The sequence below is a fragment of the Nonomuraea sp. NPDC005692 genome, assembly GCF_040631115.1.
Lineage (GTDB): Bacteria > Actinomycetota > Actinomycetes > Streptosporangiales > Streptosporangiaceae > Nonomuraea.
In genome coordinates this window covers 52,313-79,290 of sequence record NZ_JBEXYU010000023.1, presented here as the reverse complement: position 1 = coordinate 79,290, position 26,978 = coordinate 52,313, and the positions used below count along the sequence as shown (strand labels likewise).

General features: G+C 73.6%; 28 protein-coding genes. 7 read left to right on the top strand and 21 right to left on the bottom strand.

From position 1 onward, the window contains the following. Positions 1-161: 161 nt before the first annotated feature. Together ABZ459_RS35490 and ABZ459_RS35485 are read right to left on the bottom strand one after the other, a co-directional pair. Complete coding sequence (locus ABZ459_RS35490) at positions 162-737, bottom strand: HD domain-containing protein (RefSeq protein ID WP_357979743.1); 576 nt, start codon at positions 735-737, stop codon at positions 162-164. A 12-nt stretch (positions 738-749) separates the two neighbouring features. Further along, positions 750-1,889, bottom strand: a complete 1,140-nt coding sequence (locus ABZ459_RS35485; RefSeq protein ID WP_357979741.1) for a helix-turn-helix domain-containing protein — start codon at positions 1,887-1,889, stop codon at positions 750-752. Positions 1,890-2,167: 278 nt separating this feature from the next. Here ABZ459_RS35485 and ABZ459_RS35480 point away from each other — a divergent pair, with 278 nt between their 5' ends. From ABZ459_RS35480 to ABZ459_RS35470, 3 genes are all read left to right on the top strand, one after another. Then, positions 2,168-2,455 carry a hypothetical protein gene (locus ABZ459_RS35480; RefSeq protein WP_357979739.1) on the top strand — a complete coding sequence of 96 codons (288 nt, stop codon included), beginning with the start codon at positions 2,168-2,170 and terminating at the stop codon, positions 2,453-2,455. 140 nt (positions 2,456-2,595) lie between these two features. Beyond that, the gene (locus tag ABZ459_RS35475) at positions 2,596-3,336 is read left to right on the top strand and encodes a lytic polysaccharide monooxygenase (RefSeq protein ID WP_357979737.1); all 741 of its coding nucleotides are present in this window, start codon (positions 2,596-2,598) and stop codon (positions 3,334-3,336) included. A gap of 81 nt (positions 3,337-3,417) precedes the next feature. Continuing rightward, on the top strand, positions 3,418-4,560 hold the full coding sequence (locus ABZ459_RS35470) for a hypothetical protein (protein ID WP_357979735.1): 1,143 nt from the start codon (positions 3,418-3,420) through the stop codon (positions 4,558-4,560). A gap of 4 nt (positions 4,561-4,564) precedes the next feature. On the opposite strand, the gene ABZ459_RS35465 is transcribed toward ABZ459_RS35470, so the two are convergent. From ABZ459_RS35465 to ABZ459_RS35455, 3 genes are read right to left on the bottom strand one after another with little or no spacing between them, the layout of a single operon-like run. Next, positions 4,565-5,035 (bottom strand): SRPBCC domain-containing protein, encoded by a 471-nt coding sequence (locus ABZ459_RS35465; RefSeq protein ID WP_357979733.1) that lies wholly within the window; start codon positions 5,033-5,035, stop codon positions 4,565-4,567. Further along, positions 5,028-5,375 (bottom strand): metalloregulator ArsR/SmtB family transcription factor, encoded by a 348-nt coding sequence (locus ABZ459_RS35460; RefSeq protein WP_357979732.1) that lies wholly within the window; start codon positions 5,373-5,375, stop codon positions 5,028-5,030. Before ABZ459_RS35460 ends, ABZ459_RS35465 begins: the two co-directional genes overlap by 8 nt. Positions 5,376-5,409: 34 nt before the next feature. Then, on the bottom strand, positions 5,410-6,156 hold the full coding sequence (locus tag ABZ459_RS35455; protein WP_357979730.1) for an SDR family oxidoreductase: 747 nt from the start codon (positions 6,154-6,156) through the stop codon (positions 5,410-5,412). Between the two features lie 171 nt (positions 6,157-6,327). On the opposite strand from ABZ459_RS35455, the gene ABZ459_RS35450 reads away from it, so the two are divergent. Continuing rightward, positions 6,328-9,222: a M36 family metallopeptidase gene (locus ABZ459_RS35450; protein WP_357979728.1), complete on the top strand. Its 2,895-nt coding sequence runs from the start codon at positions 6,328-6,330 to the stop codon at positions 9,220-9,222. 49 nt (positions 9,223-9,271) lie between these two features. Here ABZ459_RS35450 and ABZ459_RS35445 read toward each other — a convergent pair whose 3' ends face one another. Genes ABZ459_RS35445 through ABZ459_RS35410 form a run of 8 tightly spaced genes read right to left on the bottom strand, consistent with a single transcriptional unit; the run spans position 9,272 to position 16,835 of the window. Then, positions 9,272-10,732: an aldehyde dehydrogenase family protein gene (locus ABZ459_RS35445; protein ID WP_357979726.1), complete on the bottom strand. Its 1,461-nt coding sequence runs from the start codon at positions 10,730-10,732 to the stop codon at positions 9,272-9,274. After that, positions 10,729-11,826 carry a 4-carboxymuconolactone decarboxylase gene (pcaC, locus tag ABZ459_RS35440; protein ID WP_357979934.1) on the bottom strand — a complete coding sequence of 366 codons (1,098 nt, stop codon included), beginning with the start codon at positions 11,824-11,826 and terminating at the stop codon, positions 10,729-10,731. The genes ABZ459_RS35445 and pcaC overlap by 4 nt, the downstream gene beginning before the upstream one ends. Positions 11,827-11,828: 2 nt before the next feature. Next, positions 11,829-13,016, bottom strand: coding sequence for a 3-carboxy-cis,cis-muconate cycloisomerase (gene pcaB / locus ABZ459_RS35435; protein ID WP_357979724.1), 1,188 nt, complete (start codon positions 13,014-13,016; stop codon positions 11,829-11,831). Continuing rightward, positions 13,003-13,527: a protocatechuate 3,4-dioxygenase subunit alpha gene (pcaG, locus tag ABZ459_RS35430; RefSeq protein ID WP_357979722.1), complete on the bottom strand. Its 525-nt coding sequence runs from the start codon at positions 13,525-13,527 to the stop codon at positions 13,003-13,005. Before pcaG ends, pcaB begins: the two co-directional genes overlap by 14 nt. Then, positions 13,524-14,276, bottom strand: coding sequence for a protocatechuate 3,4-dioxygenase subunit beta (gene pcaH / locus ABZ459_RS35425; protein WP_352328074.1), 753 nt, complete (start codon positions 14,274-14,276; stop codon positions 13,524-13,526). The genes pcaG and pcaH overlap by 4 nt, the downstream gene beginning before the upstream one ends. A gap of 5 nt (positions 14,277-14,281) precedes the next feature. Further along, positions 14,282-15,430 carry a thiolase family protein gene (locus ABZ459_RS35420; RefSeq protein WP_357979720.1) on the bottom strand — a complete coding sequence of 383 codons (1,149 nt, stop codon included), beginning with the start codon at positions 15,428-15,430 and terminating at the stop codon, positions 14,282-14,284. Then, on the bottom strand, positions 15,427-16,056 hold the full coding sequence (locus ABZ459_RS35415) for a CoA transferase subunit B (RefSeq protein ID WP_357979718.1): 630 nt from the start codon (positions 16,054-16,056) through the stop codon (positions 15,427-15,429). The genes ABZ459_RS35420 and ABZ459_RS35415 overlap by 4 nt, the downstream gene beginning before the upstream one ends. After that, positions 16,053-16,835, bottom strand: a complete 783-nt coding sequence (locus ABZ459_RS35410; protein WP_357979716.1) for a CoA transferase subunit A — start codon at positions 16,833-16,835, stop codon at positions 16,053-16,055. The genes ABZ459_RS35415 and ABZ459_RS35410 overlap by 4 nt, the downstream gene beginning before the upstream one ends. A gap of 115 nt (positions 16,836-16,950) precedes the next feature. Here ABZ459_RS35410 and ABZ459_RS35405 point away from each other — a divergent pair, with 115 nt between their 5' ends. Next, positions 16,951-18,420: an IclR family transcriptional regulator C-terminal domain-containing protein gene (locus ABZ459_RS35405; protein WP_357979714.1), complete on the top strand. Its 1,470-nt coding sequence runs from the start codon at positions 16,951-16,953 to the stop codon at positions 18,418-18,420. Positions 18,421-18,430: 10 nt separating this feature from the next. Here ABZ459_RS35405 and ABZ459_RS35400 read toward each other — a convergent pair whose 3' ends face one another. The 7 genes from ABZ459_RS35400 to ABZ459_RS35370 form a co-directional block, all read right to left on the bottom strand. Further along, positions 18,431-19,396: a helix-turn-helix domain-containing protein gene (locus ABZ459_RS35400; RefSeq protein ID WP_357979712.1), complete on the bottom strand. Its 966-nt coding sequence runs from the start codon at positions 19,394-19,396 to the stop codon at positions 18,431-18,433. Between the two features lie 54 nt (positions 19,397-19,450). Continuing rightward, entirely contained in the window at positions 19,451-20,134 is a 684-nt protein-coding gene (locus ABZ459_RS35395) for an SDR family NAD(P)-dependent oxidoreductase (protein ID WP_357979710.1), read from the bottom strand. Then, positions 20,131-21,180 carry a 2,3-butanediol dehydrogenase gene (locus ABZ459_RS35390; RefSeq protein ID WP_357979708.1) on the bottom strand — a complete coding sequence of 350 codons (1,050 nt, stop codon included), beginning with the start codon at positions 21,178-21,180 and terminating at the stop codon, positions 20,131-20,133. Before ABZ459_RS35390 ends, ABZ459_RS35395 begins: the two co-directional genes overlap by 4 nt. Then, entirely contained in the window at positions 21,177-22,418 is a 1,242-nt protein-coding gene (locus ABZ459_RS35385) for an MFS transporter (protein ID WP_357979706.1), read from the bottom strand. Before ABZ459_RS35385 ends, ABZ459_RS35390 begins: the two co-directional genes overlap by 4 nt. 36 nt (positions 22,419-22,454) lie before the next feature. Further along, positions 22,455-22,988 carry a 2,4'-dihydroxyacetophenone dioxygenase family protein gene (locus tag ABZ459_RS35380; protein WP_352324601.1) on the bottom strand — a complete coding sequence of 178 codons (534 nt, stop codon included), beginning with the start codon at positions 22,986-22,988 and terminating at the stop codon, positions 22,455-22,457. A 127-nt stretch (positions 22,989-23,115) separates the two neighbouring features. Then, positions 23,116-23,367, bottom strand: coding sequence for a hypothetical protein (locus ABZ459_RS35375; RefSeq protein ID WP_357979704.1), 252 nt, complete (start codon positions 23,365-23,367; stop codon positions 23,116-23,118). Between the two features lie 73 nt (positions 23,368-23,440). Then, positions 23,441-23,803 carry a hypothetical protein gene (locus tag ABZ459_RS35370; RefSeq protein WP_357979702.1) on the bottom strand — a complete coding sequence of 121 codons (363 nt, stop codon included), beginning with the start codon at positions 23,801-23,803 and terminating at the stop codon, positions 23,441-23,443. Positions 23,804-23,918: 115 nt separating this feature from the next. Between ABZ459_RS35370 and ABZ459_RS35365 the strand changes: the two genes are divergently transcribed. Next, positions 23,919-24,398, top strand: a complete 480-nt coding sequence (locus ABZ459_RS35365; protein ID WP_357979700.1) for a proteasome activator — start codon at positions 23,919-23,921, stop codon at positions 24,396-24,398. A gap of 19 nt (positions 24,399-24,417) precedes the next feature. Here ABZ459_RS35365 and ABZ459_RS35360 read toward each other — a convergent pair whose 3' ends face one another. Continuing rightward, positions 24,418-25,452 carry a DUF6221 family protein gene (locus ABZ459_RS35360; protein ID WP_357979698.1) on the bottom strand — a complete coding sequence of 345 codons (1,035 nt, stop codon included), beginning with the start codon at positions 25,450-25,452 and terminating at the stop codon, positions 24,418-24,420. A gap of 220 nt (positions 25,453-25,672) precedes the next feature. Here ABZ459_RS35360 and ABZ459_RS35355 point away from each other — a divergent pair, with 220 nt between their 5' ends. Continuing rightward, the gene (locus ABZ459_RS35355; protein WP_357979696.1) at positions 25,673-26,836 is read left to right on the top strand and encodes an SRPBCC family protein; all 1,164 of its coding nucleotides are present in this window, start codon (positions 25,673-25,675) and stop codon (positions 26,834-26,836) included. Positions 26,837-26,978 lie beyond the last annotated feature (142 nt).

Genomic DNA, 26,978 nt, shown 5'->3' with positions numbered 1-26,978 from the left:
CCGATCGCGCGGGCGGCCGCCCGGGGACGTCTGGGACGTCCGTACTGACCGGGCCGGCGCTTGCGAAGTACTCCCCTCGGCACCCTCAGCCTAGGCGATGTCACGACATGTCACCACCTGTTGGCCAGCCCCATCTATGACGGCTGTGAACGCCGGGTGACTCAATCTCCGTTGAGGACGCGCGTCATCCACTCCAGCGATCCCGTGCTGAGCATCTCGTCCGCGAGGCGCTTCGCGGACGCCGTCCGCAGCGCGGCGAGCGAGCTGTCGATCCACGGCTGGACGTTCTGGTGCCCCTGCTCGCGGTACTCGACGGCCTGCATCAGGCATTCGAGCTTGTCGGCGTCACGAGCGCAGACGGCCTCAAGGCTGGCCTTCCCCTCGTACTCACCGACCGCGCCGCCCAGCATCTCCGCCACCGGCTCCGGAAGACCGCGTACCTGGTCGGCGGTGACCTCCTCGTTCTGCGCCGCCGTCAAGTAGCGCTTGCCGACGTAGGGAATGTCGGTGACACGGGTCTCCTGGGTGTCGTGGAACAGGCTCATGAACGCCGCGCGCTCGGGGTTGCCGCCCTCCAGAGCCGTGATCACACTCGCGATGATCGCTGTCCGGAAGGAGTGATCGGCGATGCTCTCGGGGTCGCGCACCCCCGCGACCAGCCAGCCTGTGCGCTTGTAGCGCTTGAGCAGTCCGATCTCGTACAGCAGGCCCGTCAACCTCGCCAGTTCCTCCGCCATGGAAGTCCCTTCTCACCCTCGGTGGATCATGCGCAGAGCGTAGATGACCGCCTCCAGTTCACGCTGGGACTGTGCTGACGCGATGGCCTCGTCCAGCGTACGGACAGCCGCGTTCCCAAGGGCGTCCATGGTCTGGCTGTCCAATGTCGAGGGGCGCAGCATGACCAGTGCCCACAGCGTGTGGGCCACCACGTCGAGGTAGGGATTGGCGGAGTTCAGCTTGCCGGTCAAATGCCGGAGAAGCTCGGTCCCGCGCCACACGTCCGGTCTCAGCTCGATCATGAACGTGTCCGCCAGCTGAGGTTCGCCCACCTCACCGAGCCAGTAGGCCCAGTAGTTGAGGTTGGCCACCTCGCAGACCTCGTCGGCCAGATGGACGCGGATGAAGTGCTGCAACCCCTCGCGGTCGCCGAGCCTGGCCAGCGAGTGGGCGCCGGACCGGACAACGGCCCATGACGGCGTCCACCCGCCCGCCCGGCTCATCCGACGTTCTTCGGCGCGTTGCATCGCTGTGAGCCAGTCCGCGGTTTCCGCCGTGTCGTCGAAGCCGGCGACATAGTGGGCCTGGCGGCGCAGCAGCATGCCGTCCGCCCGGCCCGTGTCGGCACGCTCGGCCACCACCTTCAAGTGCTCGAAGAAGTGCGCGCGTTCGTCGGGCAGAAGCGAAGGTGAGGTGGCCACCGGCCCCCGGCGGCCGGTCCCCCGCGCGGTTCCCGCCATGGCGGACGGAGCCGTCCTGGTGAACGGCCAGGCTACGAGGTCGGTGAACGGACGCGTGATCACCCATGAGGCCAGTGGATGATCTTCGGTCCGGACCTTCCCCGGCTCGGTGCCGAGCACGTGGCCGACGAACCGGTCGGCTTCAAGGGCCATGTCCAGCTGGAAGAGCAGACGCGATGGGACGCCGAGCCGTAGGAGCCAGTGCCGCAACGACAGATACGTCCCTGTGGAGATCGCCATCAGCGGGCGGCGCCCGGATTCCCAACCCTGAACCGTCGTGACGTCCAGACCGAGAAGTTCGGCGAACCGTTCCTGGGTCATCCCGGTGGACTCACGGATGACCTTGAGCACATAACCGGAGATCCGGCCCTCCCGGCCGTGCTCGGCGTTACCCCGACCGGCTGTCAGGGTTCCCGCGCCCTGGGAGGTCATGACAGGAGCCACCGCCGTCCGTACTCGTACTTCCGGTCAGTTCTGCGACGTCCGCGCTGTTCATAGCGTTGCCACCAGCACGGACAAGCCGATCCAGCGTAGCTCGCAAGGGCTGGCGTGACCGACTCATTCAGGTGGATCAGTGGAATCATCACGCAGGACGAAGACCGTCAGCGATGGCGATGGCGATGGCGACCACGTTCACGAGGGACTGGGCGTCGCCCTCCGGTACCGCGAGCTTCGCACCAGCCGTCCGCTGCCGATCGGAGCGGTGCACTGTGCTCACGTCTGACAAGTGCCTGAGCCCCCACGTTCCCACCGCTCAGCACGGTCATACCCGGCTGCGATGGCACAAGCCGTACCGGACGCTCGTACGGACGCGTCCGGTGGCCTGGACCTGCTACTGCCAGGCCACCGTCTACGAACTGTGCGAGGGCGGCGGGCAGGCGTTCCTGCGGCGAACCGTCCAACTCGACGGCAAGCCCGAGGTGCACGAGACCTCTCTTCGCTCGATCCGTACGACTAAGGCGATCTGGACGGAGCTGCTGTCCGGCCGAGCCCGATAGGCCGGGCGGCGCGCGCTTCACGAGCCCGACAGCATCGGAGCAGCCTGACTGCGGGACGGAAAAGCGCTGACTGTGCCATTTACCGTTAGGAAACTTTCCTTTATATTTGGGAGCATCCCCCAGCATGAAGGAACGGTGACATGCGCAGAGTATGGACCTTCTTAGCCATGGCGGCGGTCTCCGTCGCCACCGTCGTCGCCCTGTCCCCGCCGGCCTCGGCGCACGGTTACATCTCCGACCCGCCCAGCCGCCAGGCCAACTGCGCGGCCGGCAAGGTCAAGAACTGCGGCCAGATCATCTGGGAGCCGCAGAGCGTCGAGGGCCCCAAGGGCCTGCGCAACTGCAGCGGCGGCGACGCCCGGTGGGCCCCGCTGGACGACGACAGCAAGGCCTGGCCGGCCGCCTCCGTGGGTGACACGGTCAACTTCAAGTGGCTCATCGAGGCTCGGCACGCCACCAGCACGTGGGAGTACTACGTCGGCGGCACCCGGATCGCGGTCTTCGACGACCACGGCAGACAGCCGGGTTCCACGGTGACCCACTCGGTGAACCTGGGCGGCCGTACCGGGCGCATCAAGCTGCTGGCCATCTGGAACATCGCCGACACGGAGAACGCCTTCTACAACTGCGTCGACCTCCAGGTGGGTCCCGGCGGGCCGACGCCGACCCCCACCGCCACCCCGACGCCGACCCCCACGCCCACCCCGACCCCCACGGTGACCCCCACTCAGGGCCCGACCGGCAACTGGACGGCGGGCACCGCGTACAAGTCGGGTGACCAGGTGGTCTACAACAACGTCACCTACCGTTGCGTCCAGCCGCACACGGCGCTGCCCGGCTGGGAGCCGCCGAACGTGCCCGCCCTGTGGCAACGGGTGTGATCGTCTAGCTCCGGTGCACGGGGGCGGTGCGGTCGGCCATGATGGACGGGCCGGCCGCACCCCCCTTCCGGAAGGACGTCGATGAAGCGACTTCTCCTCGCCGTCGTCGCCGGAGTGGCGGCGGCCGTCTGGGGCGCCGTCCTGCTGATGTCCGCGACGGCCGGTCCGGCTCCGGCCAGGCAGCGATTGGCCGTCGCCCCGCCGGTGGTGCGCGACAGCGTGATCACCGACGGCGGCGGCCGGGTCGTCGAGCAGCTCGCCCCCGACTGCGCGGCCAGCCGCCACCCCGCCTTCTGCCGCCGGGTGCGCGACGAGCTGACCGCGATCGATCCGCGGCTGCTCACCCGGGGCGGCCTGGTCGTGGCGACCACCCTCGACCCGCGGGCGCAGCAGGCGGCGCAGCGGGCCGTCGAGGCTCGGGTCCGCCCGGATGACGCGCCCGTCGCCGTCGAGGCGATGGTGGCGCCGGGCAGCGGCGAGATCAGGGCGCTGGCGGCCAGCCGCGGCGAGGGCGCGCACGCCCTCCCCCAGGGCTCCACGGCGATGGCGTACACGCTGGCGGCGGCGCTGTCCGGCGGCTTCCGCTACGACGACGGCTTCCCCCGCGCCCGCTCCTTCCAGGCCACCGGCTACAACTCCTTCACCAACTGCAAGGGCGAGAACGTCGGCGACCCCACCCATACGATCACCGGCCGCGGCGGCGAGGACGGCGGCGCGTTCACCACCCTGCGTTCGGCCGCCCGCGCCGTGCCGAACCCCTTCTTCCTGCGGCTGGAGGAGCGGGTCGGCCTCTGCCGGACCGTGCGCACGGCGCAGCGGCTCGGCCTCGCCCGCCGCGACGGGACACCGCTGCAGGAGTACGAGACGTTCACGCTCGGCATCAACGAGGCGGACACCGTCACCGTCGCCGGCACCTACGCCACGCTGGCCGCCCACGGCCTGCGCTGCGCGCCGAGGGCGGTCAAGGAGGTCCGCGACGGCTCCGGCAAGGTGCTGCACGCCCTCGCCCCCCGGTGCGAGCAGGTTCTGGACGCGGCCGTCGCCGACGCGGTGACCGGCCTGACCGTCGGCGGACGCCGCTACGACGTCGTGGACGGCACCACCGTCCCCGGCCCGATCTGGCGCGCCTCGATGGCCGAGGCCCTGCGCGGGGCGGCGAGGTCCCGCTTCCCGGAGCCGGACGAGGCCCGCTTCGCCGGCTGCCGCCTGGCCTGCCCGAAGTAGCGCCTCAGCGGGCCTTCAGCAGCTCGGCGAGGCGGTCCATGGACTGGACGCCGCCCTTGGGCCCGTCGGCGCGGACGATGGCGTCGCGCGCCTCGACGGACGGGTGCACCGACCGGGCCACGTACCGGGTACGGCCGCCGGCCTCCTCCAGCCGGACGGTCTCCAGCGCCACCTCGCCCGGCGTGCCCTCGAACTCCCACGTGCGCACGTACCGCTCCGGTGGCACGACCGCGTGGTAGACGCCGCCGAAGGCGTACTCCCGGCCGCGGGCGTCGGTGTTGACGAAGCGCCACCGTCCGCCCGGCGCGACCTCCATGGCGTCCACCCGGGTGTCCAGCCAGTGGGGGCCCCACCAGCGCGGGATCAGCGCCGGGTCGGTCACGACCCGGAACACGACGTCCCTGGGGGCGTCGAAGGCCCGGATCATGATGATGTCCTGGCGGCCGGGTTCGATGACGAATTCGGTCTCACCCATGGTCACGTCCTTCCTCGCTGTGCCGGAGCTTGCTGATCTCCTGGTCGAGCCGGTCGAAGCTGCCGGTCCAGCGGTCGCGGTAGCGGTCGATCCATGCGGAGGCGCCCTCCAGGGGTTCCGTCTCCAGGCGGCACGGCCGCCACTGCGCGTCGCGTCCGCGGCTGATCAGCCCGGCCCGCTCCAGCACCTTCAGGTGCTTGGACACGGCCTGCAGGCTCATCTCGAAGGGCTCGGCCAGCTCGTTGACCGTCGCCTCGCCGTCGGCCAGCCGGGCGAGGATGGCCCGCCGGGTCGGGTCGGCCAGGGCGGCGAAGGTGAGGCTGAGCTGGTCGTCGGGCATCGGTGGGTACGTTCCTTCCTGGGCGGTGCCGACCCTAATGGTCCACGATCGCGCCGCAGGAGACGTTCACGGTCGCCGACGTCATGGTCCGGGCCCGGTCGGAGGCGACGAACGCCGCCACGTCGCCCACGTCGGCGAGGGTGGCGAGCCGTCCGAGCAGGGTGGGCTCGCGCAGCTCCGCCTCCAGCGCGGCCTTGCCCGGGAACGAGTCGGGGATGCTCTCCGGCACGCCGCCGGTGATCAGGGTGACCACGCGCACGCCCTGCCTCCCGGCCTCGCACGCCCACTGGCGGCGGATGCCCTCCATGGTGTCCAGCGACACCTTGAACCCGCCCAGCCCCGGCTGCGTCTGCGGCCCGCCGCCGCCGAACAGCAGGACGACGCCCGAACCGGCCATGTGCCGCACCGCGGCCCTGATGGTGAGGAACTGGGTGCGCGCGGCGACCTGGATCGGCCGCAGGAAGTCCTCGACGGAGATCTCGGCCAGCGGGCGCTGCACGTCCTGGACGGAGATGGCGTTGAACGAGACGTCGATGCGGCCCTCGCGGGCGGCCACCGAGCCGGTGAACGCGTCGACGGCCTGCTCGTCCAGCGCGTCCACGAGGGCGGTCTCCGCCGTCCCGCCGGCCGCACGGATGTCGTCGGCGACCTTGTCGAGCGGGGCCTGGGTGCGGCCGGCCAGGAAGACGCGGGCGCCCTCGCGGGCGAAGGCGCGGGCCACCGCGCCGCCGATCGAGCCGCCGCCGCCGTGGACCACCGCGATCTTTTCTCGGAGAAGCATCTCTTCCTCCTTGTTCAACCCATTGGTTTATCAACCTATAGGTTGAATACGCGGCGGTGTCAAGAACTGGACAGGTCTGGAGGCTTTATCCGATCTTGTCAGGACTCCGGGGCGGTGTTACCTCTGGCGGGACGGGCGTCAACCGCGCGTCTTCTGTACCCAGGAGGAACCGTGTCCACTAGACCCTGGTTACGCAGCGCCGTGATCGCCCTCGCGGTCACCGCCTCTGCCCTGCCCCTGACCGGCGCCGCGCGGGGCGAACCCGGCGGCCAGGCCCCGATCGTCCACGACTTCCAGGCCGAGCAGCACGGCAAACCGGACCTGGACCACCGGCAGGGCCGCGTCCCGCCGCCCGCCGGGCTCGGCGCGCGGGCCGCCGGCGCGGAGATCCGCTGGAACGCCCTCGGCACCCCAGCCGTCGTCACCGGCGCCGCGCCGCTCGCCGAGGGCCTGGGCGAGGATCCCGAACGGGCCGCCCGCGCCTACCTGACCGCCAACGAGCCGCTGTTCGGCCTGTCGGCCGAGGAGGTCGCCGGGCTGGAGAAGGTCGCGGTCAACCCCCTGGGCGCCGGTCACGCCGTGCTCCTGCGCCAGCGGTTCGGCGGGCTGCCGGCCGGGGTGGACGGGCTCGTCGCGGTCGGCGTCGTGCGAGGGAAGGTGCGCCACGTGACCTCCTCGCTCGCCCGCGAGCAGGCCGCGCCCCCGGCCGCCGCGATCAGCGAGGCGCGGGCCCTGGAGATCGCGGCCCGCGACGGCGGCGTGGACCTGGCCACGGCGACGACGAAGCAGGTCACGAAGGTGGCCGTGCCCGCGCCGGACGGCGTGCACAGCGCGTACCAGGTGGTCCTGATCGGCGGCGGGAGGGGCGAGGCGGCGGCGTACACCACCCACGTGGACGCGGTCAGCGGCGGCATCCTCACCCGCGAGAACCTGGTCGACCACTTCGACCCGGAGAACCCGCGCTGGGCGGCCTTCCCGGTCAACCCGCCCGGCGACTACTCCGCCACCGACACCCGGCGGACCTGGTGCCAGGCGGCCGGGCCCGGCTGCGACCTCGCCACCCGCGGCGACCCGGCGACCGGCCGCGCCTGGGACGTGGACCACGCCACCGGCACGCCGACCCACACCAGCGCGGGCAACGCCGCCCGGACGTACGAGAACCGCGCGAGCGGCGACCCGTTCACCGTCGGCACCCGCGCGAACGCGCCCTCCCCGAACCGCGACTACGTCTACCCCTGGCGCAACACCTGGCACCAGGCCAAGTGCGACCCGGCGACGTTCGACCAGCCGGGCGAGGCGGACCTGGAGGCCGCCATCGCCAACCTCAACGCCATGCACAACCGCATGCACGACTGGTCCTACCGGCTCGGCTTCACCGAGTCCGCCTGGAACATGCAGGTCGACAACGGCGACCGCGGCGGGCTCGGCAACGACCCCGAGCTGGGCAACGCCCAGGCCGGCGCACGCGTGTCGTCGGTACGCGACAACGCCAACCAGATCACCGGCCCCGACGGCGTCGCCCCGATCACCAACATGTACCTGTGGCAGCCGATCGCCGGCTCGTTCTACTCCCCCTGCGTGGACGGCGACTACGACATGTCGGTCATCGGCCACGAGTACACCCACGCCATCTCCGGCCGCATGATCGCCGGACCGAACGCCGGCTGGAGCGGCGCGCAGGCGGGCGCCATGAACGAGAGCACCTCCGACCTGTTCGCCATGGAGTACCTCGACGAGTACGGCTTCCGCTCCTCCGGCGCGACCCCGTACGTGATCGGCCCGTACGTCACGGGCGACCGGACGCGCGGCATCCGCAACTACGACATGTCCAGGTCGCCGCTGAACTACAGCGACATCGCCTACGACCTGGTCGGCGCGCAGGTGCACGCGGACGGCGAGATCTGGACCGCCACCCAGTTCGACGTCCGCGAGGCGTTCGTCAAGCGGTACGGCAAGGGCACGCCCGCCCGGCAGCGCGACTGCGCCGACGGCAAGGTGGCGGTGGACAGGTGCCCGGGCAACCGGCGGTGGGCGCAGCTCTCGTACGACGCCCTGCTGCTGATGGCCTCCGGCGCGGTCAGCTACGTCGATCACCGTGACGCGATCCTGGCCGCCGACGCCATCCGCTTCGACGGCGCGAACCAGGACATCCTGTGGCGGGCGTTCGCCGAGCACGGCCTCGGCAAGGGCGCGGCCAGCAACGGCCCGAACGACCCCGACCCGACGCCGAGCTTCGTCGACCCGGCGGGCCGTAACGGCTCCCTCCAGCTCAAGCCGCTCGGCGCGGCCAAGGACGCGGCCCTGCGGCTCTACGTGGGCGACTACGAGGGCCGCGCGGTGCCGGTCGCCGACACCGATCCGGCCACCCCGCTGGGCGACACCGTCGAGATGACGCCGGGCACGTACCGGTTCGTGGTGGCGGGCGCCGGGTTCGGGCACGCGCGGCTGACGTTCCCGGTGGTGGCCGGGGCGAAGCTGCCGCTCCCGCTGCCGCTGCCGCGCAACCTCGCCTCGGCCGCGGCGGGCGCGACGGCCGCCGGCGACGGCGTCAACCAGGCCCGGCTGATCGACGACACCGAGGCCACGAACTGGGCCTCGCGCACCGGCGCGCCGGCCGGCAGGTCGGTCACCGTGGACCTGGCGGGCGACCGTCCCGTCACGGTGCGCAGGGTCCAGGTGAGCGCGATGCTCCGGCCCGACGTCGGCGACGCCGCCGATCCGGGCGGGCAGAACAGGTTCTCGGCGCTGCGCGCGTTCGAGGTGCTGGCCTGCGCCGCGAACTGCGCCGACCCGGCGAGCTTCAGGAAGGTCTACACCAGCCCGGCGGACGCGTTCGACGCCACGCTGCCCCGGCCGCGCGGCGCGGACCTGCTGGTGCGCTCCTTCCGGGTGCCGCCGACCAGCGCCACCCACCTGATGCTGCGGGTGGTCAGCAGCCAGTGCACCGGCAACCCGCGCTACGCGGGCGAGCAGGACGCCGACCCCACCTCCGCGACCGACTGCGCCACGGCGAGCCCGGCGCGCGAGCAGGTGCGGGCCGCGGAGTTCCAGGCGTACGCACACTGACCCGGCGGCGGGCCGGCCGACCCGCCCCTCCCAGGGGCGGGCCGGGCGGTCAGAACGGGTAGTGGGCCTGCTCGGTCGCCAGGGTGATCCAGCGGGTGTTGCTGAACGCCTCCAGGCCCCACCGGCCGCCGAACCGGCCGTAGCCGGAGGAGCCGGCCCCGCCGAACGGCGCCTGCGGCTCGTCGCCCACGGACTGGTCGTTGACGTGCACGATGCCGGTCCGCAGGCGGCGGGCCACGCGCAGGCCGTGGGTGCCGTTCTCGGTGATGATCCCGGCGGTCAGGCCGTGCTCGGTGTCGTTGGCCAGGGCCACGGCCTCGTCGTCGGTGGCGAAGGTGCCGACCACGCACACCGGGCCGAACGCCTCGCCGTAGTACAGACCGGCGTGCTTCGGCACATCGGTCAGCACCGTGGCCGGGTGCACCGCGCCCTCGGGCTCGCCGCCTCCGGCCAGCACCGTCGCGCCCTTGGCGACCGCGTCGGCGACCAGCCCGGCCACCCGGCGCGCGGCGTCCGCGCTGACCAGCGGCCCGATCACGGTCTCCGGCCGGGACGGGTCGCCGGCGGGCAGCGCGCGCACCTTGTCGGCGAACCTGCGGCCGAACTCCTCCGCCAGCGACTCGTGCACCAGCACGCGGTCGCCCGACATGCAGATCTGGCCCGCGTTCATGTAGACGCCGAACGCGGCGGCGTCGACGGCGTGGTCGAGGTCGGCGTCGTCCAGGACGATGATGGCGTTCTTGCCGCCCAGCTCCAGCAGGGCGGGCTTGAGGTGGCGGGCGGCGTGGGTGCCGATGATCCGGCCGACCTCGGTGGAGCCGGTGAAGTTGACCGCGCGGACGCGGGGGTCGGCGATGAGCGCCTCGGCGACCACGGCGGCGTCGGCCGGGTCGTTGGTGACCACGTTGAGCACGCCCGCGGGCAGCCCGGCCTCGTGCAGCAGGTCGGCGACGAACAGGCCGCACGCGATGGGGGCGTCCTCGCTGGGCTTCATGACGACGGTGTTGCCCGCGGCCAGGGCGGCGGCCACCGAGCGCACGCCGAGGATGATCGGCGCGTTCCACGGCGAGAAGGCGGCGACCACGCCGAGCGGCTCGCGCACGGCCAGGCCGAGCACGCCCTCCTCCTGCGCGGTGAGCACCTCGCCGCGCGGCGCGGTGATCGCGGCGGCGGCCTCGCGCAGCATGTTCGCGGCCAGCCCGACGTTGAACAGCGCCCACGGGCGGGTGCCGCCGACCTCGGCGGCCATCAGCGCCACGGCCTGCTCGCCGCGCTCCTGGAGCAGGTCGGCGGCCTTGAGGAAGATCGCCCGGCGGGCGAACGGGCTGGTGGCGGCCCAGCCGTCGAAGGCGGCCTGCGCCGCGTCCACGGCCGAGGTGACGTCCTCGACGCCCGCGGCGGCCACGGTCGCGTACACCTCGCCGGTGTAGGGGGCCAGGTCGGACGTCGTGCGGCCGCTCAGGGCGGGGACGTTCTTGCCGCCGATCAGCAGGTCACGGGTGATGGTCATGCGGACTCCCCTGATATCTCGGTAAGGACGCGCTGGGCGACGGCGAACGCCGCGTTGGCGGCCGGCACCCCGCAGTAGATCGCGCTCTGCAGCAGCACCTCGCCGATCTCGTCGGCCGTCAGCCCGTTGCGCACGGCGGCGCGGACGTGCATGGCCAGCTCGTCGAGGTGCCCGTGCGCGACCAGCGCGGTGAGGGTGACGCAGCTCCTGGTGCGCCGGTCGAGGCCGGGCCTGGTCCAGATCTCCCCCCAGGCGTAGCGCGTGATGAGGTCCTGGAAGTCCCTGGTGAACGCGGTGGTGCGGGCGACGGCCCGGTCGACGTGGGCGTCCCCGAGCACTTCCCGGCGCACCCGCATGCCGGGGGCGGCGGGCAGGTGGGCGAGCAGCGCGGCGGTGACCCGTTCCGGCTGGTCGACGCCGGCCAGGTGGGCCGCTCCAGGCACCTCCACGAGCGTCGCGCCGGGGATGCCGTCGGCCAGCTCCCTGGCGTGCGCGGGCGGCGTGGCCGGATCGTCGCGCCCGCCCAGGACCAGCGTCGGGACGGCGATGCCGGGCAGCTCGGCGCGCAGGTCGTAGCCGGCCAGGGCGTCGCAGCAGGCGGCGTAGCCGGCGGGGTCGGCGGCGGCGAGGTCGTCGAGCAGCGCCGGGTCGCCCGGCCCGGCGAACCAGCGCTTGGCCGTGGGCTCCAGCAGCGGCGCGGTGCCCCGCTCGCGGACCAGCGCGGCGCGCTCGCGCCAGCCGTCCGGCTCGCCGAAGCGGGCCGAGGAGCAGATCATCGCCAGGGACAGCAGGCGTCCGGGGTGGCGCAGGGCGAGGGTGGCGCCGATCGCGCCGCCGATGGAGATGCCGGCGTAGTGGAAGGCGTCCAGGCCCAGGTCGTCGGCCAGGTCCAGGACGAGCCCGGCCAGGCCGTCGATCGTGGACACGCCGGGCGACGGGGAGCCGCCGTGGCCCGGCAGGTCGAAGCGGACCACGCGGAACCTGCGGGCCAGCGCGGCGACCTGCGGCTCCCACACCCGGGTCGAGGTGCCGACCGACGGGCCGAGGACGATCGGCTCTCCGTGTTCCGGGCCGTCCACCCGATGCTGCAACAACGTCACTTCTCCTCCAGCGCCCGCTTGACCAGGGCGGCGGCGGCGCCGGGCGGTCCGGCGACGGTCAGGGCGGCGCGCATGCGCCCGGGGTGCACCCGCAGGCCGGCGACCAGCTCCGCGGCGTCGCGGGCGGCGCCGGCGACCAGGCGCAGCGCCTCGCGCAGCGGCTGCCATTCGGCGTGCCAGGCGCCGGGCGGGCGCTCGTCCTCGGCGGCGAGCGAGGCGTACAGGACCGCGGCCTGGGCGGGCACCTGGCGGGCCGCCGCGGCGATCATCGTGGCCCGCACGGGGTTGTGCTTGTGCGGCATCGACGACGAGCCGCCGCCGACGCCCTCGGACACCTCGCCGATCTCGGTACGCGACAACACCAGCACGTCGGCGGCCAGCTTGCCCAGCGCGCCCGCGGTGAACGCCAGCGCCCCGGCCAGGTCGGCGACGGGGGTGCGCAGCACGTGCCAGGGCAGCGTGGCCGCGGCCAGCCCCAGCTCGGCGGCGAACCGGCCGGCCACCTCGAGCGCCGCCGCGCCCGCGTCGGCCGCGTCAGGGGCGGTGAACCGGTCGAGGGTGCCGGCGGGGCCGCCGAGCTGGGCGGGAAGGGCCTCGCGGGCGGCGCGGAGGCGGTCGCGGGCGTCGAGGGCCAGCTTCCGCCAGCCCGCCGCCTTGAGCCCGAACGTGGTGGGCACGGCCTGCTGGGTGAGCGTGCGGGCGGCCATGACGGTGTCGCGATGGTCCCACGCCAGCGTGGCCAGCCCGGCAGCGACCCGGTCGAGGTCGGCCAGGACCGGCCCGAGCGCCCGGTGGGCGACCAGCATGAGCGCGGTGTCGAGGATGTCCTGGCTGGTCGCGCCCGCGTGCACGTGCTCCCCGTACGGCCCGGCGGCCGCGCGCAGGTCGTCCACCAGCGGGATGACCGGATTGCCGCCCGAACGGGCCCGCGCGGCCAGGCCGGCCGGGTCGAACAGCTCGGCACGGGCCGCGGCGGTCACGGCGTCGGCCGCCTCCCGCGGCGCGCGCCCGAGCGCGGCCAGCACCCGGGTGAGCGCGGCCTCCGCGTCGAGCATGGCCTGCAGGACCGCCACGTCGCCGGTCGCCTCGGCCCCGCCGCGCATGGGCGCGAGCAGCCCGAAGTCCCCCAGACCGCCCACGGAGGGCGCGCCCGGGTTCCCTCCGGCGGGGTCAGCCGAAGTCAAGGAAGACCGTCTCCTTCTCGCCCTGAAGATGGATGTCGAAGCGGTGGACGCCCTCCCGCTCCTCGACCGCGACCAGCGTGCGCGCCCGCTCGGGCGGCAGCGAGTCGAGGAAGGCGTCGGGCCGCAGGTAGATGCGGGTGAACAGGTGGTGGAGCAGGCCGCGGGCGAACACGCACACGCTGATGTACCCGTTGCCCGGCTCGACCGTGCGCAGGGTCCAGTGGCCGTCGGCGTCGGTGGGGACGCGGCCGAACCCGGTGAAGTCGACTCCGTGCCGGCCGATCACCGTCCCGTCGACCGGGTCGCGGCGCAGCGAGCCCGGCGCGCCGGACAGGTCGCCCGTGGGGTCGGCCTGCCAGAACTCCAGCAGCGCGTCGGGGATCGGGTCGCCGGCGCCGTCGTAGACGCGGCCGTGCACGATGATGCCGCCGGTGGCCAGCTCACCGCCGCCGGGGAAGGGCAGCGCGTAGCCGTAGAACGGGCCGACCGTCTGCGAGGGGGTGGGGTTCATCGGCCTTCCTCCATCCAGGTCGCGGCGGGCCCGTCGAGCACGATGTCCCACCGGTAGCCGAGCGACCACTCGGGCTTGGACAGGTCGTGCGCGTAGGTGGAGACCAGCCGCTGCCGGGCGCCGTCGTCGGTGACCGACTGCAGGATCGGGTCGTAGGGGAACAGCGGGTCGCCGGGGAAGTACATCTGGGTCACCAGCCGCTGGGCGAAGGCCGTGCCGAACAGCGAGAAGTGGATGTGCGCGGGCCGCCAGGCGTTGAGGTGGTTGCGCCAGGGGTAGGGGCCGGGCTTGATCGTGGTGAAGTGGTAGCGGCCGTCGTCGTCGGTCAGGCAGCGGCCCACGCCGGAGAAGTTGGGGTCGAGCGGCGCCGGGTGGTCGTCGCGCTGGTGCAGGTAGCGGCCGGCGGAGTTGGCCTGCCAGATCTCCACGAGCTGGCCGCGTACGGGCCGGCCCTGGCGGTCGAGCACCCGGCCGGTCACGGTGATCCGCTCGCCCAGCGGCTCGCCGAGGTGCTGCCGGGTCAGGTCGGAGTCGAGGGCGGTCACGTCCGTGACGCCGAACACCGGGCCGGACAGCTCGCTCGCCTCCGGGTCCTTCAACGCGACCAGCGGCTGCTTGGGATGCCGCAGCAGGGTGCTGCGGTAAGGGGCGTAGTCGCGCGCGGGGTGGTCGGCGGGCCGCTCGCCGCGCGACTCGCTCAGCGCGGCGATCTCGCGGTCGATGTCGGCCTGCGTGAGTGGTTCGGACATGGACGCTACCTTTCGAGTACGACGGCCAGCCCCTGGCCGACGCCGATGCAGAGGGAGGCGATCCCGACGCCCGAGCCGGCCGCGGCCAGCCGGTGGGCCACGGCGCCGGTGACGCGGGCCCCGGAGGCGCCGAGCGGGTGGCCGATCGCGATCGCGCCGCCGTCGGGGTTGACCAGGGCGGGGTCGAGCTCGGGCAGCTCGGCCAGGCAGCCGAGCACCTGCGCGGCGAACGCCTCGTTCAGCTCGACGGTCGACAGGTCGCCGAAGCCCTTGCCGGCCTTCGCCAGCGCCTTGCGCACGGCCTCGACCGGGCCGAGCCCGAAGTAACGCGGCTCCAGCGCGCTCGCGGCGCTCGCGGTGAGGCGGGCCAGCGGCTCGCGGCCGCGCAGCCCCTCCTCGTCGGTCAGCAGCAGCGCCGCCGCGCCGTCGTTCAGCGGGGAGGAGTTGCCGGCCGTGACCGTGCCGCCGTCCTTTCTGAACACCGGCTTGAGCCGGGCCAGCGCCTCGGCCGAGGTGTCGTCGCGGATGCCCTCGTCCCTGGTCAGGCCGGCGATCGGGACGATCTCGCGGTCGAGGGCCGCCTTGGCCGCCTTCCGGTGGCTGCCCAGCGCGTACGCGTCCTGCTCCGCGCGGGTGATGCCGTGCTTGTCGGCGATCAGCTCGGCGCCCTCGCCGAGCGCGACCGTGTGCTCGGCGGGCATCCTCGGGTTGACCAGCCGCCAGCCGAGCGTCGTGGAGACCAGCTCCCCGCCGCCCGCCGGGAAGGCGCGGTCGGGCTTGGGCAGCACCCAAGGCGCGCGGGTCATCGACTCCACGCCGCCCGCGATCACCGCCGAGGCGTCGCCGACCGCGATCGCCCGGTACGCCTGGATGACCGCCTCCATGCCCGAGCCGCACAGCCGGTTGACGGTGGCGCCGGGCGTGGTGACCGGCAGCCCGGCCAGCAGCGCGGCCATCCGGGCGACGTTGCGGTTCTCCTCGCCCGCGCCGTTGGCGTTGCCGAGGATCACCTCGTCGGCGCTCTCCTGGCCGGTCCGCTCGACCAGCGCCGCGACGACGTGCGCGGCCAGGTCGTCGGGGCGCACCTTGGCCAGCGCGCCGCCGTGGCGGCCGAACGGCGTGCGGACGGCGTCGACGATGTAGACGTCCTTCATGCGATGACCTCCGCGTCGGTACGGTTGCGCAGCTCGTCCAGGCCCACGCCCGGCGCGCTCTCGACCAGGGCCAGCCCCTGGTCGGTGACGTCGAGGACGCCCAGGTCGGTGATGATCCGGTGCACGCATCGCTTGCCCGTCAGGGGCAGCGAGCACTCCTCGACGATCTTGGGTGAGCCGTCCTTGGCGTTGTGCTCCATGATCACGATGACCTTGCGCGCGCCGTGCACCAGGTCCATGGCCCCGCCCATGCCCTTGACCAGCTTGCCGGGGACCATCCAGTTGGCCAGGTCGCCGCGGGCCGAGACCTGCATCGCGCCGAGCACGGCCACGTCGATGTGGCCCCCTCGGATCATGCCGAACGACAACGAGGAGTCGAAGAACGACGCGCCGGGGAGCACGGTGACCGTCTCCTTGCCCGCGTTGATCAGGTCGGGGTCGACGTCGGCGGGCGCGGGGTAGGGGCCGACGCCGAGGATGCCGTTCTCGGAGTGGAGGACCACGTCGACGCCCGGCGGCAGGAACGACGGGATGCGGGTGGGCAGGCCGATGCCGAGGTTGACGTAGTCGCCGTCGCGCAGCTCGGCCGCCGCCCGCACGACCATCTGGTCACGGGTCCAGCTCATTCGGTGACCGTCCCCCCTGCCGGAGGCGGGGTGATCGTACGCCTCTCGATGCCCTTGTCGGCGGCCTGCTCCGGGGTGAGCGGGAGCACGCGCTGCACGAACACGCCGGGCAGGTGGACCTCGTCGGGGTCGATGTGCTCGGCCAGCTCCTCGACCTCGGCGACGGTGACGCGCCCGGCCATGGCGGCCAGCGGGTTGAAGTTCCTGGCGGCGCGGTGGAAGACCAGGTTGCCGGAGCGGTCGCCCCTGGCCGCCCGGACCAGCGCGAAGTCGGTGCGGATGCCGTGCTCCAGGACGTACTCCCGGCCGTCGAACTCGCGCACCTCCTTCGGCGGCGAGGCGACGGCGACCGTGCCGTCGGGGTGGTGGCGCAGCGGCAGGCCGCCGTCGGCGACGGGGGTGCCGACCCCGGCCGGGGTGTAGAAGGCGGGGATGCCGCTGCCGCCGGCCCGCAGCCGCTCGGCCAGGCTGCCCTGCGGGGTCAGCTCGACCTCCAGGTCGCCGCCGAGGTACTGCCGGGCGAACTCCTTGTTGTCGCCGATGTAGGAGGCGGTCACGCGGGCGATGCGCCCGGCGGACAGCAGGATGCCGAGGCCGCCGCCGTCGACGCCGCAGTTGTTGGACACGACGCCGATGCCGGTCACGCCGGTGTCGTAGAGGGCCTGGATCAGCACGTTGGGGATGCCGCTGAGCCCGAAGCCGCCGACCGCGAACGACGCGCCGTCCCGCACGCCGGCCAGCGCCTCCGCGGCCGTCGCGACCACCTTGTCTCTCCGCACGACACTCCGTTCAGCCGAGGTGTTCGCTCTGCGAACTTTAGTTCACTATTATGAGTTCGAGTATCTGTAACCGGGGCGTTCCTGTCAAAGCCCCCACCTGGATGAGGAGCCGCCGATGGAACCGGCCGGGACCCTGGAGCGCGGCCTGGCCGTGCTGCGCGTGCTGGCCGCCGACCCCGGGCGGCCCATGCGCGCGACCGACCTCGTACGCGCCACCGGGCTGGCCAGGTCCACGGTCGACCGCGTGCTGGCCACGCTCGTGCACCTCGGCCACCTGCGGGCCGAGGGCCGCGACGTGCTGCTCGCACCGCCGCTGATGGAGCTGGGCGCGGCCTACCTGGCCTGCGACGGCCTCCAGGAGAGCCTGTCGCCCCTGGCCGAGCGGCTGGCCGCCGAGCTGGAGGAGTCGGTCTCGCTGGCCGTGCGCGACGGCGACGGCGTGCGCTTCGTCGGCCAGTTCACCCGGCGGCGCACGATGTCGGTGGCCTTCCGCGTGGGCGACCTGCTGCCCGCCGGGCGGTGCGCGGCGGGGCTGGCCCTGCTCGACCCCACCGCGCCGTGGGCCGAGGACGACCAGCTCATCGAGCCGGGGCTGATCGCGGTCGCGCTGCCCGTACGCGACCCCGGCGGCACGGCGGTCTGCGCGGTCAGCGTGGTCAGCCACACCAGCAGGCACACGGTGGCGGGGCTGCGCGAGCACGCCCTGCCCCGCCTGCGCGCGACGGTGGCGGACATGGAGGCCGCCCTGGCGGCCCTGGCCGCCCGGCCCCGGGAGCCGCGCCGCGCGCCCGCCGGCCTCGACGGTTCGCGGGCCGTCAAGGAGGTGCTGGGCATGGGCTACCTGCAGTCGCTCGCCCGCGGCCTGGCCGTGCTGGTCTCGCTCGGGTCGGCGCGCGGCGGCTGCACGCTGGCCGAGTCCGCCAGGGTGACCGGCCTGCCCAGGGCCACGGTCCGGCGCGCGGTGCTGAGCCTGGAGGGCCTCGGCTACGCCGCCGCCGAGGGCGACCGCCACGTGCTGCTGCCCAAGGTGCTCGAACTGGGCTACGCCCACCTGTCGGAGCGTACGTTCGGCGAGGTGGTCCAGCCGCACCTGGCCGATCTGGTGGCGCGCGTCCGCGAGTCGGCGTCGGTGGCGGTGCTGTCCGGCGACGACGTGCTCTACGTGGCCCGGGTGCCCACGGTCAGCATCATGAGCGTGGACATCACGGTCGGCACCCGCTTCCCGGCGTACGCCACGTCCATGGGCCGGGTGCTGCTGGCCGGCCTGCCCGCCGCGCGGGTGGCCGCCATCGAGCCGAAGCCGCTGTCCCCGCACACGATCACCTCGCCGGAGGGGCTGGCCGCGGCCGTGCGGCAGGCCGCCGCCGACGGTTACGCGCTGGTGGACCAGGAGCTGGAGAAGGGCGTGCGGTCGATCGCCGTCCCCGTGCGCGGGCCGGACGGGAAAGTGGTGGCCGCGGTCAACGTGGCCACGCACGCCGGCCGGGCCAGCCGCGACCACCTGCTGCGCGACGTGCTGCCCGAGCTCAGGCGGACGGCCGCGGGCATGGAGGCCGACCTCGCGCACACCGGCCGGCTCCCCTAGCGCGCCCTGCCTACCGGGTCGCCTCGGCGCGGGCCTCGCTCGGGGTCAGGCCGTACCGGGCGCGGAACAGGCGGGCGAAGTGGGCCTGGCTGGAGAAGCCCCACCGGTGGGCCACGTCGGCGATCGTGGTCTCCAGCGCGCGCGGCCCGGTCAGCTCGGCGTGCGCCCGGACCAGCCGCCGCTCCACGATGTGCCGGGCGGGCGAGCGGCCGGTGGACTCGAAGATGCGCGCCAGGTGCCGCACGGAGATGCCCATGACCCCGGCCACCTGCGCCGCCCCCAGGCAGGGGTCGTGCAGGTGCCGGTCGATGTAGTCCTCGGCGACGATGAGCTGCGACCGGTAGGCGTCCGGCCCGGGACGCCCGCCCGTACGCTCCTCGGCGAGCTGCCTGAGCAGGCCGAGCACGGCCCGCTCGGCCTCGGCCGGGTCGGGCGCGGACCGCAGGGCGGCCAGGCCGCCGATCATCGAGCGCAGCGCGGCCACGAGCACGCCCTCCCGCGCCGTCCCCCTGCCGAACACCATCGGCCCCGGCAGCCCGCCCGCCACGCACGCCTGCGCGAACAGCTCGCGCGGGACGTCCACCAGGATCTGCCGCATCGAGGAGGAGAAGCCGAACAGGTACGGCCGGCGCGTGTCGTAGACGACCAGCTCGCCCGCCGTGGCGGCCAGGCAGCCGTTCTCGTGCAGGAACACCGCCTCGCCCTTGAGCAGCAGCGTCGCGAACACCGAGTCCTTCGGCGTGGACCTGACGGTCTGCGGGCTGCGCTCGATCGCGTGGGCGTTCCCGGCGATCTCGGCCAGCCGCAGCCCGGCCAGCTCGATGTTGGTCTGCCTGGCCAGCAGGCCGTGCTCGGAGTACGACGTGCACGACAGGCCCACCAGCGCCCTGCGGTTGTAGTCCTCCCAGAAGTGGATGCGCTCGGCGGGTTCGACGTGCTCGGTCGTGGCCTGGGAGATCACGGAGACGGCGGACAAGGCGACCCTCCTCGCGTTCGTGCCGGTCAGGGGACACACAGCTTAGGTGAGATGTCACACAGCCAGATAGCCTCCGTCCACGGGGACGACCGCCCCGGTGACGTACGACGCGCCCGGCGAGCACAGGAACGCCACCACCGAGGCGACCTCGCGCGGCCTGCCGAGCCGCCCGCCGGGGATGCGGGCCAGCACCTGGGCCAGGGCCGGCGGGTCGTCGAGCACGCCGCGGGCCAGCGGGGTGACCACGAAGCCGGGGGCGACGGCGTTGACCCTGATGCCGTCGGCGGCGTACTCGGCCGCCAGCGACTTGGTGAGCTGCGAGACGCCGCCCTTGCTGGCGCTGTAGGCGGGCCGGTCCCTGCTGCCGGAGAAGGCGAACATGGAGGAGACGTTCACGATCGCGCCGCCGTGCTCGGCCAGCGCCGGGCGGGCGGCCTGGCAGGCGACCATGGTGGCGGTCAGGTTGACCTCGATGACGCGCTGCCAGCGGGCCAGGTCGTACTCCTCGCGGTCGTGGCTGACGCCCGCGCAGTTGACCAGCGCGTCGAGCGGGTCGCCGGCCGACAGCAGGCGGGCCAGGCCGCCCCGGTCGAGCACGTCGTGCTCCACCACCCGGACCAGCGGGTGCACGGGCAGCTCGGCGAGGAGCACGGCGGTCGCCGCGCCGATGCCGGAGGTGCCGCCGGTCACGAACGCGTGCCGCCCGGCGAACAGCCCGGGGGCGAGTCCGTCGGTCACCGGAGCCGCCCCCCGTCCTGAGACGGTCGCACCAGCACCTTGACCTGGTCCTCGCCACGCAGCAGCGCCTCGAACCCGTCGCGCACCACGTGCTCCAGCGGGATGGTCGCGGTGACGATCGCGGCCAGGTCCACGCCCTCCTCGGCGACGATGCGGATCAGCTCGGGGTAGGCGTCGCGGTAGCCGACGCTGGTCACGATCGTCTGCTCGTTGTTGACCAGGGCGAAGGCGTCGAGGGAGACCGTGCCGGTCAGCCCGAGGAAGACCACCCGGCCGCCGCGTCTGGTGGCGGCCAGGCAGGCGCGCAGCGTGCCCTCCGAGCCGACGGCCTCGAAGACGACGTCCGCGCCCTCCCCGCCGACCGCCTCGGCCAGCCCGTCGCCCGTCGCCGCCTCGACGCCGAGGCGGCGGGCCAGCTCCAGGCGGGCGGGCGAGCGGTCGGCGGCGACCACGCGGCCCGCGCCGGCCCGCGCCGCGAAGCGGGCCACGAGCAGCCCGATCGGGCCGAGCCCGAGGACCGCGACGGTGTCGCCGGCGCGGATCCCGGCCCGCCGCACCGCGTGCAGGGCCACGGCCGCGGGCTCGAACACCGCCGCCTGCTCCAGCGGCACCGACTCGGGCAGCCGGTGCAGCATGTACGCGGGCACCGTCGCCTGTTCGGCGAGCCCGCCGTGCCCCATCAACCCGGCGAACCCGAAATGGCGGCAGATGTTGTACTCCCCCGCCCGGCAACGCGGGCAGTTCCCGCACCGGTAGTGCGGCTCCACCGCGACCCGGTCGCCGACGGCCAGGCCGGTCACGCCCGCGCCGAGACCGGTCACCGTGCCGCAGAACTCGTGGCCGAGCACGATCGGCGCGCGGACGCCGGACTCCGGGTGCGGCTCGCCCACGGGGATGGCGTGCGGGCCGTCGGCGTACTCGTGCAGGTCGCTGCCGCAGATCCCGCAGTACGCCACCGCGATCGCCGCCTCCCCCGGGCCGGGCTCGCGCACGGGGACGTCCTCGACCCGCACGTCCTTCGCCCCGTGCCAGACCGCGGCCCTCACGCGGCCGCCCTGCGCAGCGCGGCGGGGGCCGTCTCTTTCAGAGCGAAGGCGAGCCCCACCACGACCAGCGCGCCGCCGGCGGCGATGAACATCGCGGCCTGCAACCCCCACTGGTCGGACGCCCAACCGGCGACCATCGGGCCCAGGAAGCCGCCCGCCAGCTCGCCCACGCCCATGATCACGCCGAGCGCGGTGGCCAGCGCGCCGCGCGGCACGGTCTCGGCCGGGATGGTGGCCATGAACAGCGTGAAGCAGCCGAGCCCGGTGTAGGTGACGATCATGATCGCGCCGAGCAGCACGGGGCTCTCGACGTAGACCACGGCCAGCGGGCAGAACACCGCGAGCGCGGTGAAGCCGATCAGCGCGGGCTTGCGTCCCAGCCGGTCGGAGATGGCCGGGGTGGCGAAGCCCCAGAGCACCCAGGCCACGCCCAGGCAGGTCATGACGCCGCTCATCGTGCCGGGCCCGAAGCCCTTCACCTGGGTCAGGTACGTCGGCGTGAAGGTGATGATGGTGACGAACCAGGTGAGGTAGCAGCAGGCGATGAGCATGCACACGACGATGTTGCGCAGCTTCAGCACCTCGCCCAGCGGCACCCTCGGCTCCTTGGCGGGCGCCTCGGCCGCCGTCCGCGGCGACCGCTCGCGGACGAACTTCGCGATCAGCAGGGCCATCACCAGCCCCGGCACGATCGTGACGTAGAAGGCGACCCGCCAGTCGTAGGTCTCGGCGATCCACACCACCACCAGCGGCGCGAGGATGCCGCCGAGCAGTCCGGCCGACGAGCCCTGCAGCAGGCCCATGTTGAAGCCCCTGCGGCGTTCCCGGCTGGCCTCGACCATGAGCGACTGCGCCATCGGCAGCACGGCGCCCTCGGCCGTGCCCATCAGCGCGCGGGCGGCCAGCAGCCCGGCGAACCCGCCCATGAGCCCGGACGAGGCCGAGAACAGCGAGAACAGCACCACGGCCACGACCAGGATGGGCTTGCGCCTGCCGAGCGCGTCGGACAGGCGGCCGGCGAACATCCCGGCCAGCGCCCAGGTGAGCGCGAGCACGCCGGACAGCGTGCCCAGCTCGGCGTTGGACAGGCCGAAGTCCTGGTCCATGTACGGCGCCAGGAACGACAGCGCCTGCCGGTCGAAGAAGACGAAGCCGAAGGACAGGAAGAGGATGACGAGAAGGCGGTTCTCGTACCGGTCGGCGGCCCTGGTGTCCGGCGCGGCCGCGATGTCGGTCATGACGCTCTCATTTCGGGGGATGCGGCGGGGCGGCGGTCAGCGGAACAGGGAGTTGACGTAGTCGGCGCCGATGCCGACCTTCTCGTAGTGCTCGCGGCACATCTTGATGTAGTCGTGCACGTCGAAGAAGCCGTCGGGGTCGCCGTTCTCGTCCAGCCAGACCAGCGGGCCCTTGACGATGAAGAACGTCTTCATCGGCTCGCCGCTGTCGTAGGCGACCAGCGTGTGGCCCTCGCCCGGGGCCTCGTAGACGAAATCGCCGGCGGTGGCCGTCCAGGGGCGTTCCAGGTAGCCCCACTTGCCGGAGATCGTGTACGCGAACACCTCGTGCGGGTGGTAGTGCCGGTTGACCAGCCCGGCCTCCTTGGCCCGCAGGATGTCGGCCCAGCTGTTGTCCTTGACGTTGATCCACAGCGGCCGCGAGCCGACGGTCTCGGTGAACGGCACGTAGTACCGGTCGTCGTCCGTGGCCACCTTGGACAGGTACACCTCGGGCAGCGCGTCCGGCCGGAAGGAGTTCTCGATCGGCCGCAGGTCCTTCCAGAACTCGCCGGTGGGGTTGTCGGGCATCTGAACGGCCCCTTTCGTGTCGTGTTCCCGGCAGTGAATCCCGGCGGGACCGACACCGTCTTTCCCCAGGTGGACGTGGCGGCTTGCAGATTCAGGACATGCGGCCGCGACGCGGGCCGGCCGGCGATCAGGCGCCGAGGTCGCGCACCACGTTGTCCAGCCGCACGGCGAGGTCGTCGAGGGCCTGCCCGCTCGTCGCGGCGCCGTCGGGGAGCTGGGCCATGACGTCCTCGCGGCTGGCTATCACCAGCCCCCGGTGGGCGTCGTCGATCTCCGCGGCCCGCAGCACGACGCAGTCACCCCGGACGAACACGAGCGTCGCGTCGGCGTGCTCCGACTCCAGCAGCCTGCGTACACAGTCACGGTCGATGAGAGACATCACGGCTCCTCTTCCCCTCAGCGGGCGTGTACCCCCACAGAAGGACCGAAACCCCATCGCCCCGGGCGTCGCGCTAGCCGAAGGTGGGCGGGCCGCCGTCGTCGCGGGCGCGCCGCCGGGCGAACACCACCAGGTACGCGGCGGCGGCCACCGCCAGGATCGCCGGCGGCAGCGCCAGCGCCGGCCGTCCGGCCAGCACCGCGAGCACCGCCAGCACGACCCCGACGAGCAGCAGCAGCGCGGCGGCCAGCAGGCGCAGGCCGAGCGCGCTCGACGGCGGCGGCTTCTGCGGCCAGTGGCCCTCGCCGCCGCCGTGCACGCCGGGCACGCCGGTGTCGCTCACCACGCCTGAGCGGCTGATCTCGTCCGGGGGCGGCGGCTCGCGCAGCACCGGAGCGAAGAACTCGTCCTCGGGATCGTCGTCTCGCCGGTTCATGAGGGTGACCCCTACCCAGGATTCCGGCCGCTCCCACGAGTGAACGGCGGGGCACCGGGAAGGGCTGTTGCTGGCGGTAGCGAGCCGCTCACCTGCGTGAACGAGGACTGAGGACATGACGACGACGCCGCATCCAGCATCGGGGGACGAGCAGCGTGAGCACACCCTGCGCGATGCCGTGAGGACGGACATCGAAAGCGTCGAGGAGCCCGCCCGGCTGCTCCGCGTGAGCGCGATGGCCCGCAGCCTGCTGGAGGAGGCCAAGGGGGTGCACCTGGAGGAGCGCGCCAGGGAGCGCATGCACCGCATCTACGAGCAGGCCATCCAGGAGGTCGCCGGGGCGGTCGCCCCCGAGCTGCGCGACGAGCTGGAGCGCCTGCGGCCCACCCCGAACGGCGGGACGCCGACGGAGATGGAGATCCGGGTCATGCAGGGGCAGCTCGTGGGCTGGCTGGAGGGCGTGTTCCAGGGCATCCAGGCCGGGCTCCAGCTCCAGCAGGCCGCCGCCCGCCAGCAGCAGCTCGGCCTGCACGCCGGCCGCGCACTCCCCCGCCCTGACGGCGTCCGCGCCCAGGGCGAGGGCAACTACATGTAGACACGGGAGCCGGGAGCGGTCAGCGGGAGGGGCTCCATTCGGGCCGCCAGCCGGGGCGCAGGCGGTAGCCGTAGGCCAGGTGGCGCAGCGTCTGGCAGGGGGAGCCGGCGGCCCCGCCGCACAGCGGGCAGACGGCGTCCCCGGCGTCCCCGGCCGACAGCGGCGGGGTGTGCTCGTTCAGCAACGCCAGCTCGGCGCCGCAGCGGGCGATCGCGTCGGCCGGGTCGTGCAGGGCGATGTGGATCGCCTCGACCGGGTGGAGCAGGTCGTCGTCGTGGAAGCCGACGCGGGTGATCGTCCGCCCGCCGCCGAACTCCAGCCGCCGCGCGCCGCCCGCGCCCTGGCGTACCGGGGCGGCGGCCGAGCCGGCGGCCGTGAGGTAGCGCCAGGGGCCGGCGCCCGCCGCCTCCGCGGTGGCCTTGTCGGCCTCGATCTGCGTGCGCAGCCACTGGATCAGCGTGGCGCCGTCGGTGTCGAGGACGCCCTCGGCGCCGTCCAGCTCGCGCAGGAACGGGGTGACCGCCGCGTTCAGCTCGGCCACGAACGCCTCCAGCGACGCCTGGGCGTCGTCCAGGTTGGGCAGGCCCTCGGCGCGCGGCCGGGTGGGCGTCGGCAGCCGGTCCCCGGACAGGGGGATGCGCAGCTCCAGCGTGCTCAGCGCGGTCGGCGTGCCCTCAGCGCCGGCCGCGTAAGGCTGCTCGCCCTGGTGCCGCCAGCTCGACCAGCCGTCCGGCAGCGGGACTGGCGGCGGCGCGGCGAGCTCGACCACGGCCAGCGGATCGCGGCCGTCCTCGGCCCGGTGGCAGGTCGCGTCCAGGACCCGGGGATGGGTGCGCACGTACGGGGAGTCGGCGACCGGCCGGGTGGCGACCTCCCAGGCGGCCAGCGCGAAGTGCAGGGGGTCCAGCGTGACGCCGCTCGCGCCCGCCTCCCCGCCCGTGGCCGCGAACGCGTGCCGCCACCTGCGTAGCTGTTCGCCGTAGTGCTCCTGCGTCCCGCCGTGCCCGGCGTCGATCCAGAACGCCTGCGTCGCGGTGCGAACCGTGCTTCTCATGCCAGAACTCCCTTAAATCCCCTGCCGTCCCTCCTGCCCGGTATCGCGGGCGACCAACGCCTCCGGACGGCCCTCCGTTAGCGCTGTGACCTGCGGGGTAGGCCACGGCCAGCGGGAAGTGCGAGCGAGGGGGATTGTGGTCATGCGCACGACTGCTTTTCGGGGCATCAGCTCCATCAACGGGGGATCGCGGCCATCGGCTCCGCGGCGTATCCAGATCGTGCACACGGAGTCGCGAGGACGGTCGCATCCGTTCGTCGCGGCCGTGCTCGGCGCCTGCGCCGGGGCCGCGGTGACGTACCTGCTGGATCCGGACCGGGGCCGGACGCGCCGCGCCCGCGTGCGGGACAAGGGCTCGCACGCGACCCACGAGGTGCGCGACGGCCTGGGCGTGCTCGGCCGCGACCTGTCCAACAGGGGCCGCGGGTCGGCCGCGGCGGCCAGGTACCGCCTGACCGGCGGCTCCGCCGACGACCGCGTCCTGCACGAACGCGTACGCGCCGAACTGGGCCGCCACATCAGCCACCCGCACGCCGTCGAGGTCGACGTGCGCGAGCGCGTCGTGACGCTCTCCGGCGACGTGCTGGCGGGCGAGGACGAGCGCGCCCGCCAGAAGCTGCGCCGCATCCCGGGCGTCAAGCGGGTGGAGACCAACTGGCACGTGCACAGGGACGGCACCGACGTGCCCCGGTTGCAGGGCCAGGGCCGCCGCCGCAAGGCGGTGCCGGAGCTGTTCCAGCAGCGCTGGTCGCCCTCGACCAGGCTGGTCGCGGGCGGGGCGGCGGCCTCGATCTGGGCGATCACCGGCAAGCTGCCGAGGCCGCTGTCCTGGCTGACCCGCTGCGCCGCGTCCGCGCTGGCCGTGCGGGCGGCGACGAACCTGCCGCTGCGCCGCCTCACCGGCGTCAACGCCGGTCGCGAGGCGATCGACGTCAACGCGGCCGTCTCGATCGCGGCGCCGGTGGCGGCCGTGTGGCCGCTGGTGAGCGACTACTCGCTGTTCCCGCGCTTCATGCCGGACGTCGAGGAGGTGCGGCTGTCGGCCGACGAGCTGCGCTCCCACTGGGTGATCAGGGGCCCGGCCGGGACGCGCATCCGCTTCACGGCCACCGAGACCAAGCGCGAGGAGGGCGCGGAGATCGCCTGGAAGTCCGGCGACGGCGAGCTCATCGCCCACACCGGCGTGCTGCGCGTGGACGCCCAGGCCGACGGCAGGACGCGCGTCCAGGTGCACCTGTGCTACAACCCCATCGCGGGTGCGGCCGGGCATGCCATCGCCGGGCTGCTCGGCGCGCATCCCGCGCGCAAGCTGCGACAGGATCTGGTGCGTCTGAAGGAGCACGTCGAGAACCAGGTGCAGCCGGTCGCGCCGTCGCTGCTCTGACCGCCGGACGGCCACGCGCGAGGGGGGTTCGCGCGTGGCCCGTACGCTGGCGTGATATCGATCCCGATATCACCGGATGGCTGATATCGGTCTTGGACGCCGCCTTTCGTCCTGTGCTGTCATGTCCGGGCTTGTCCCTGTT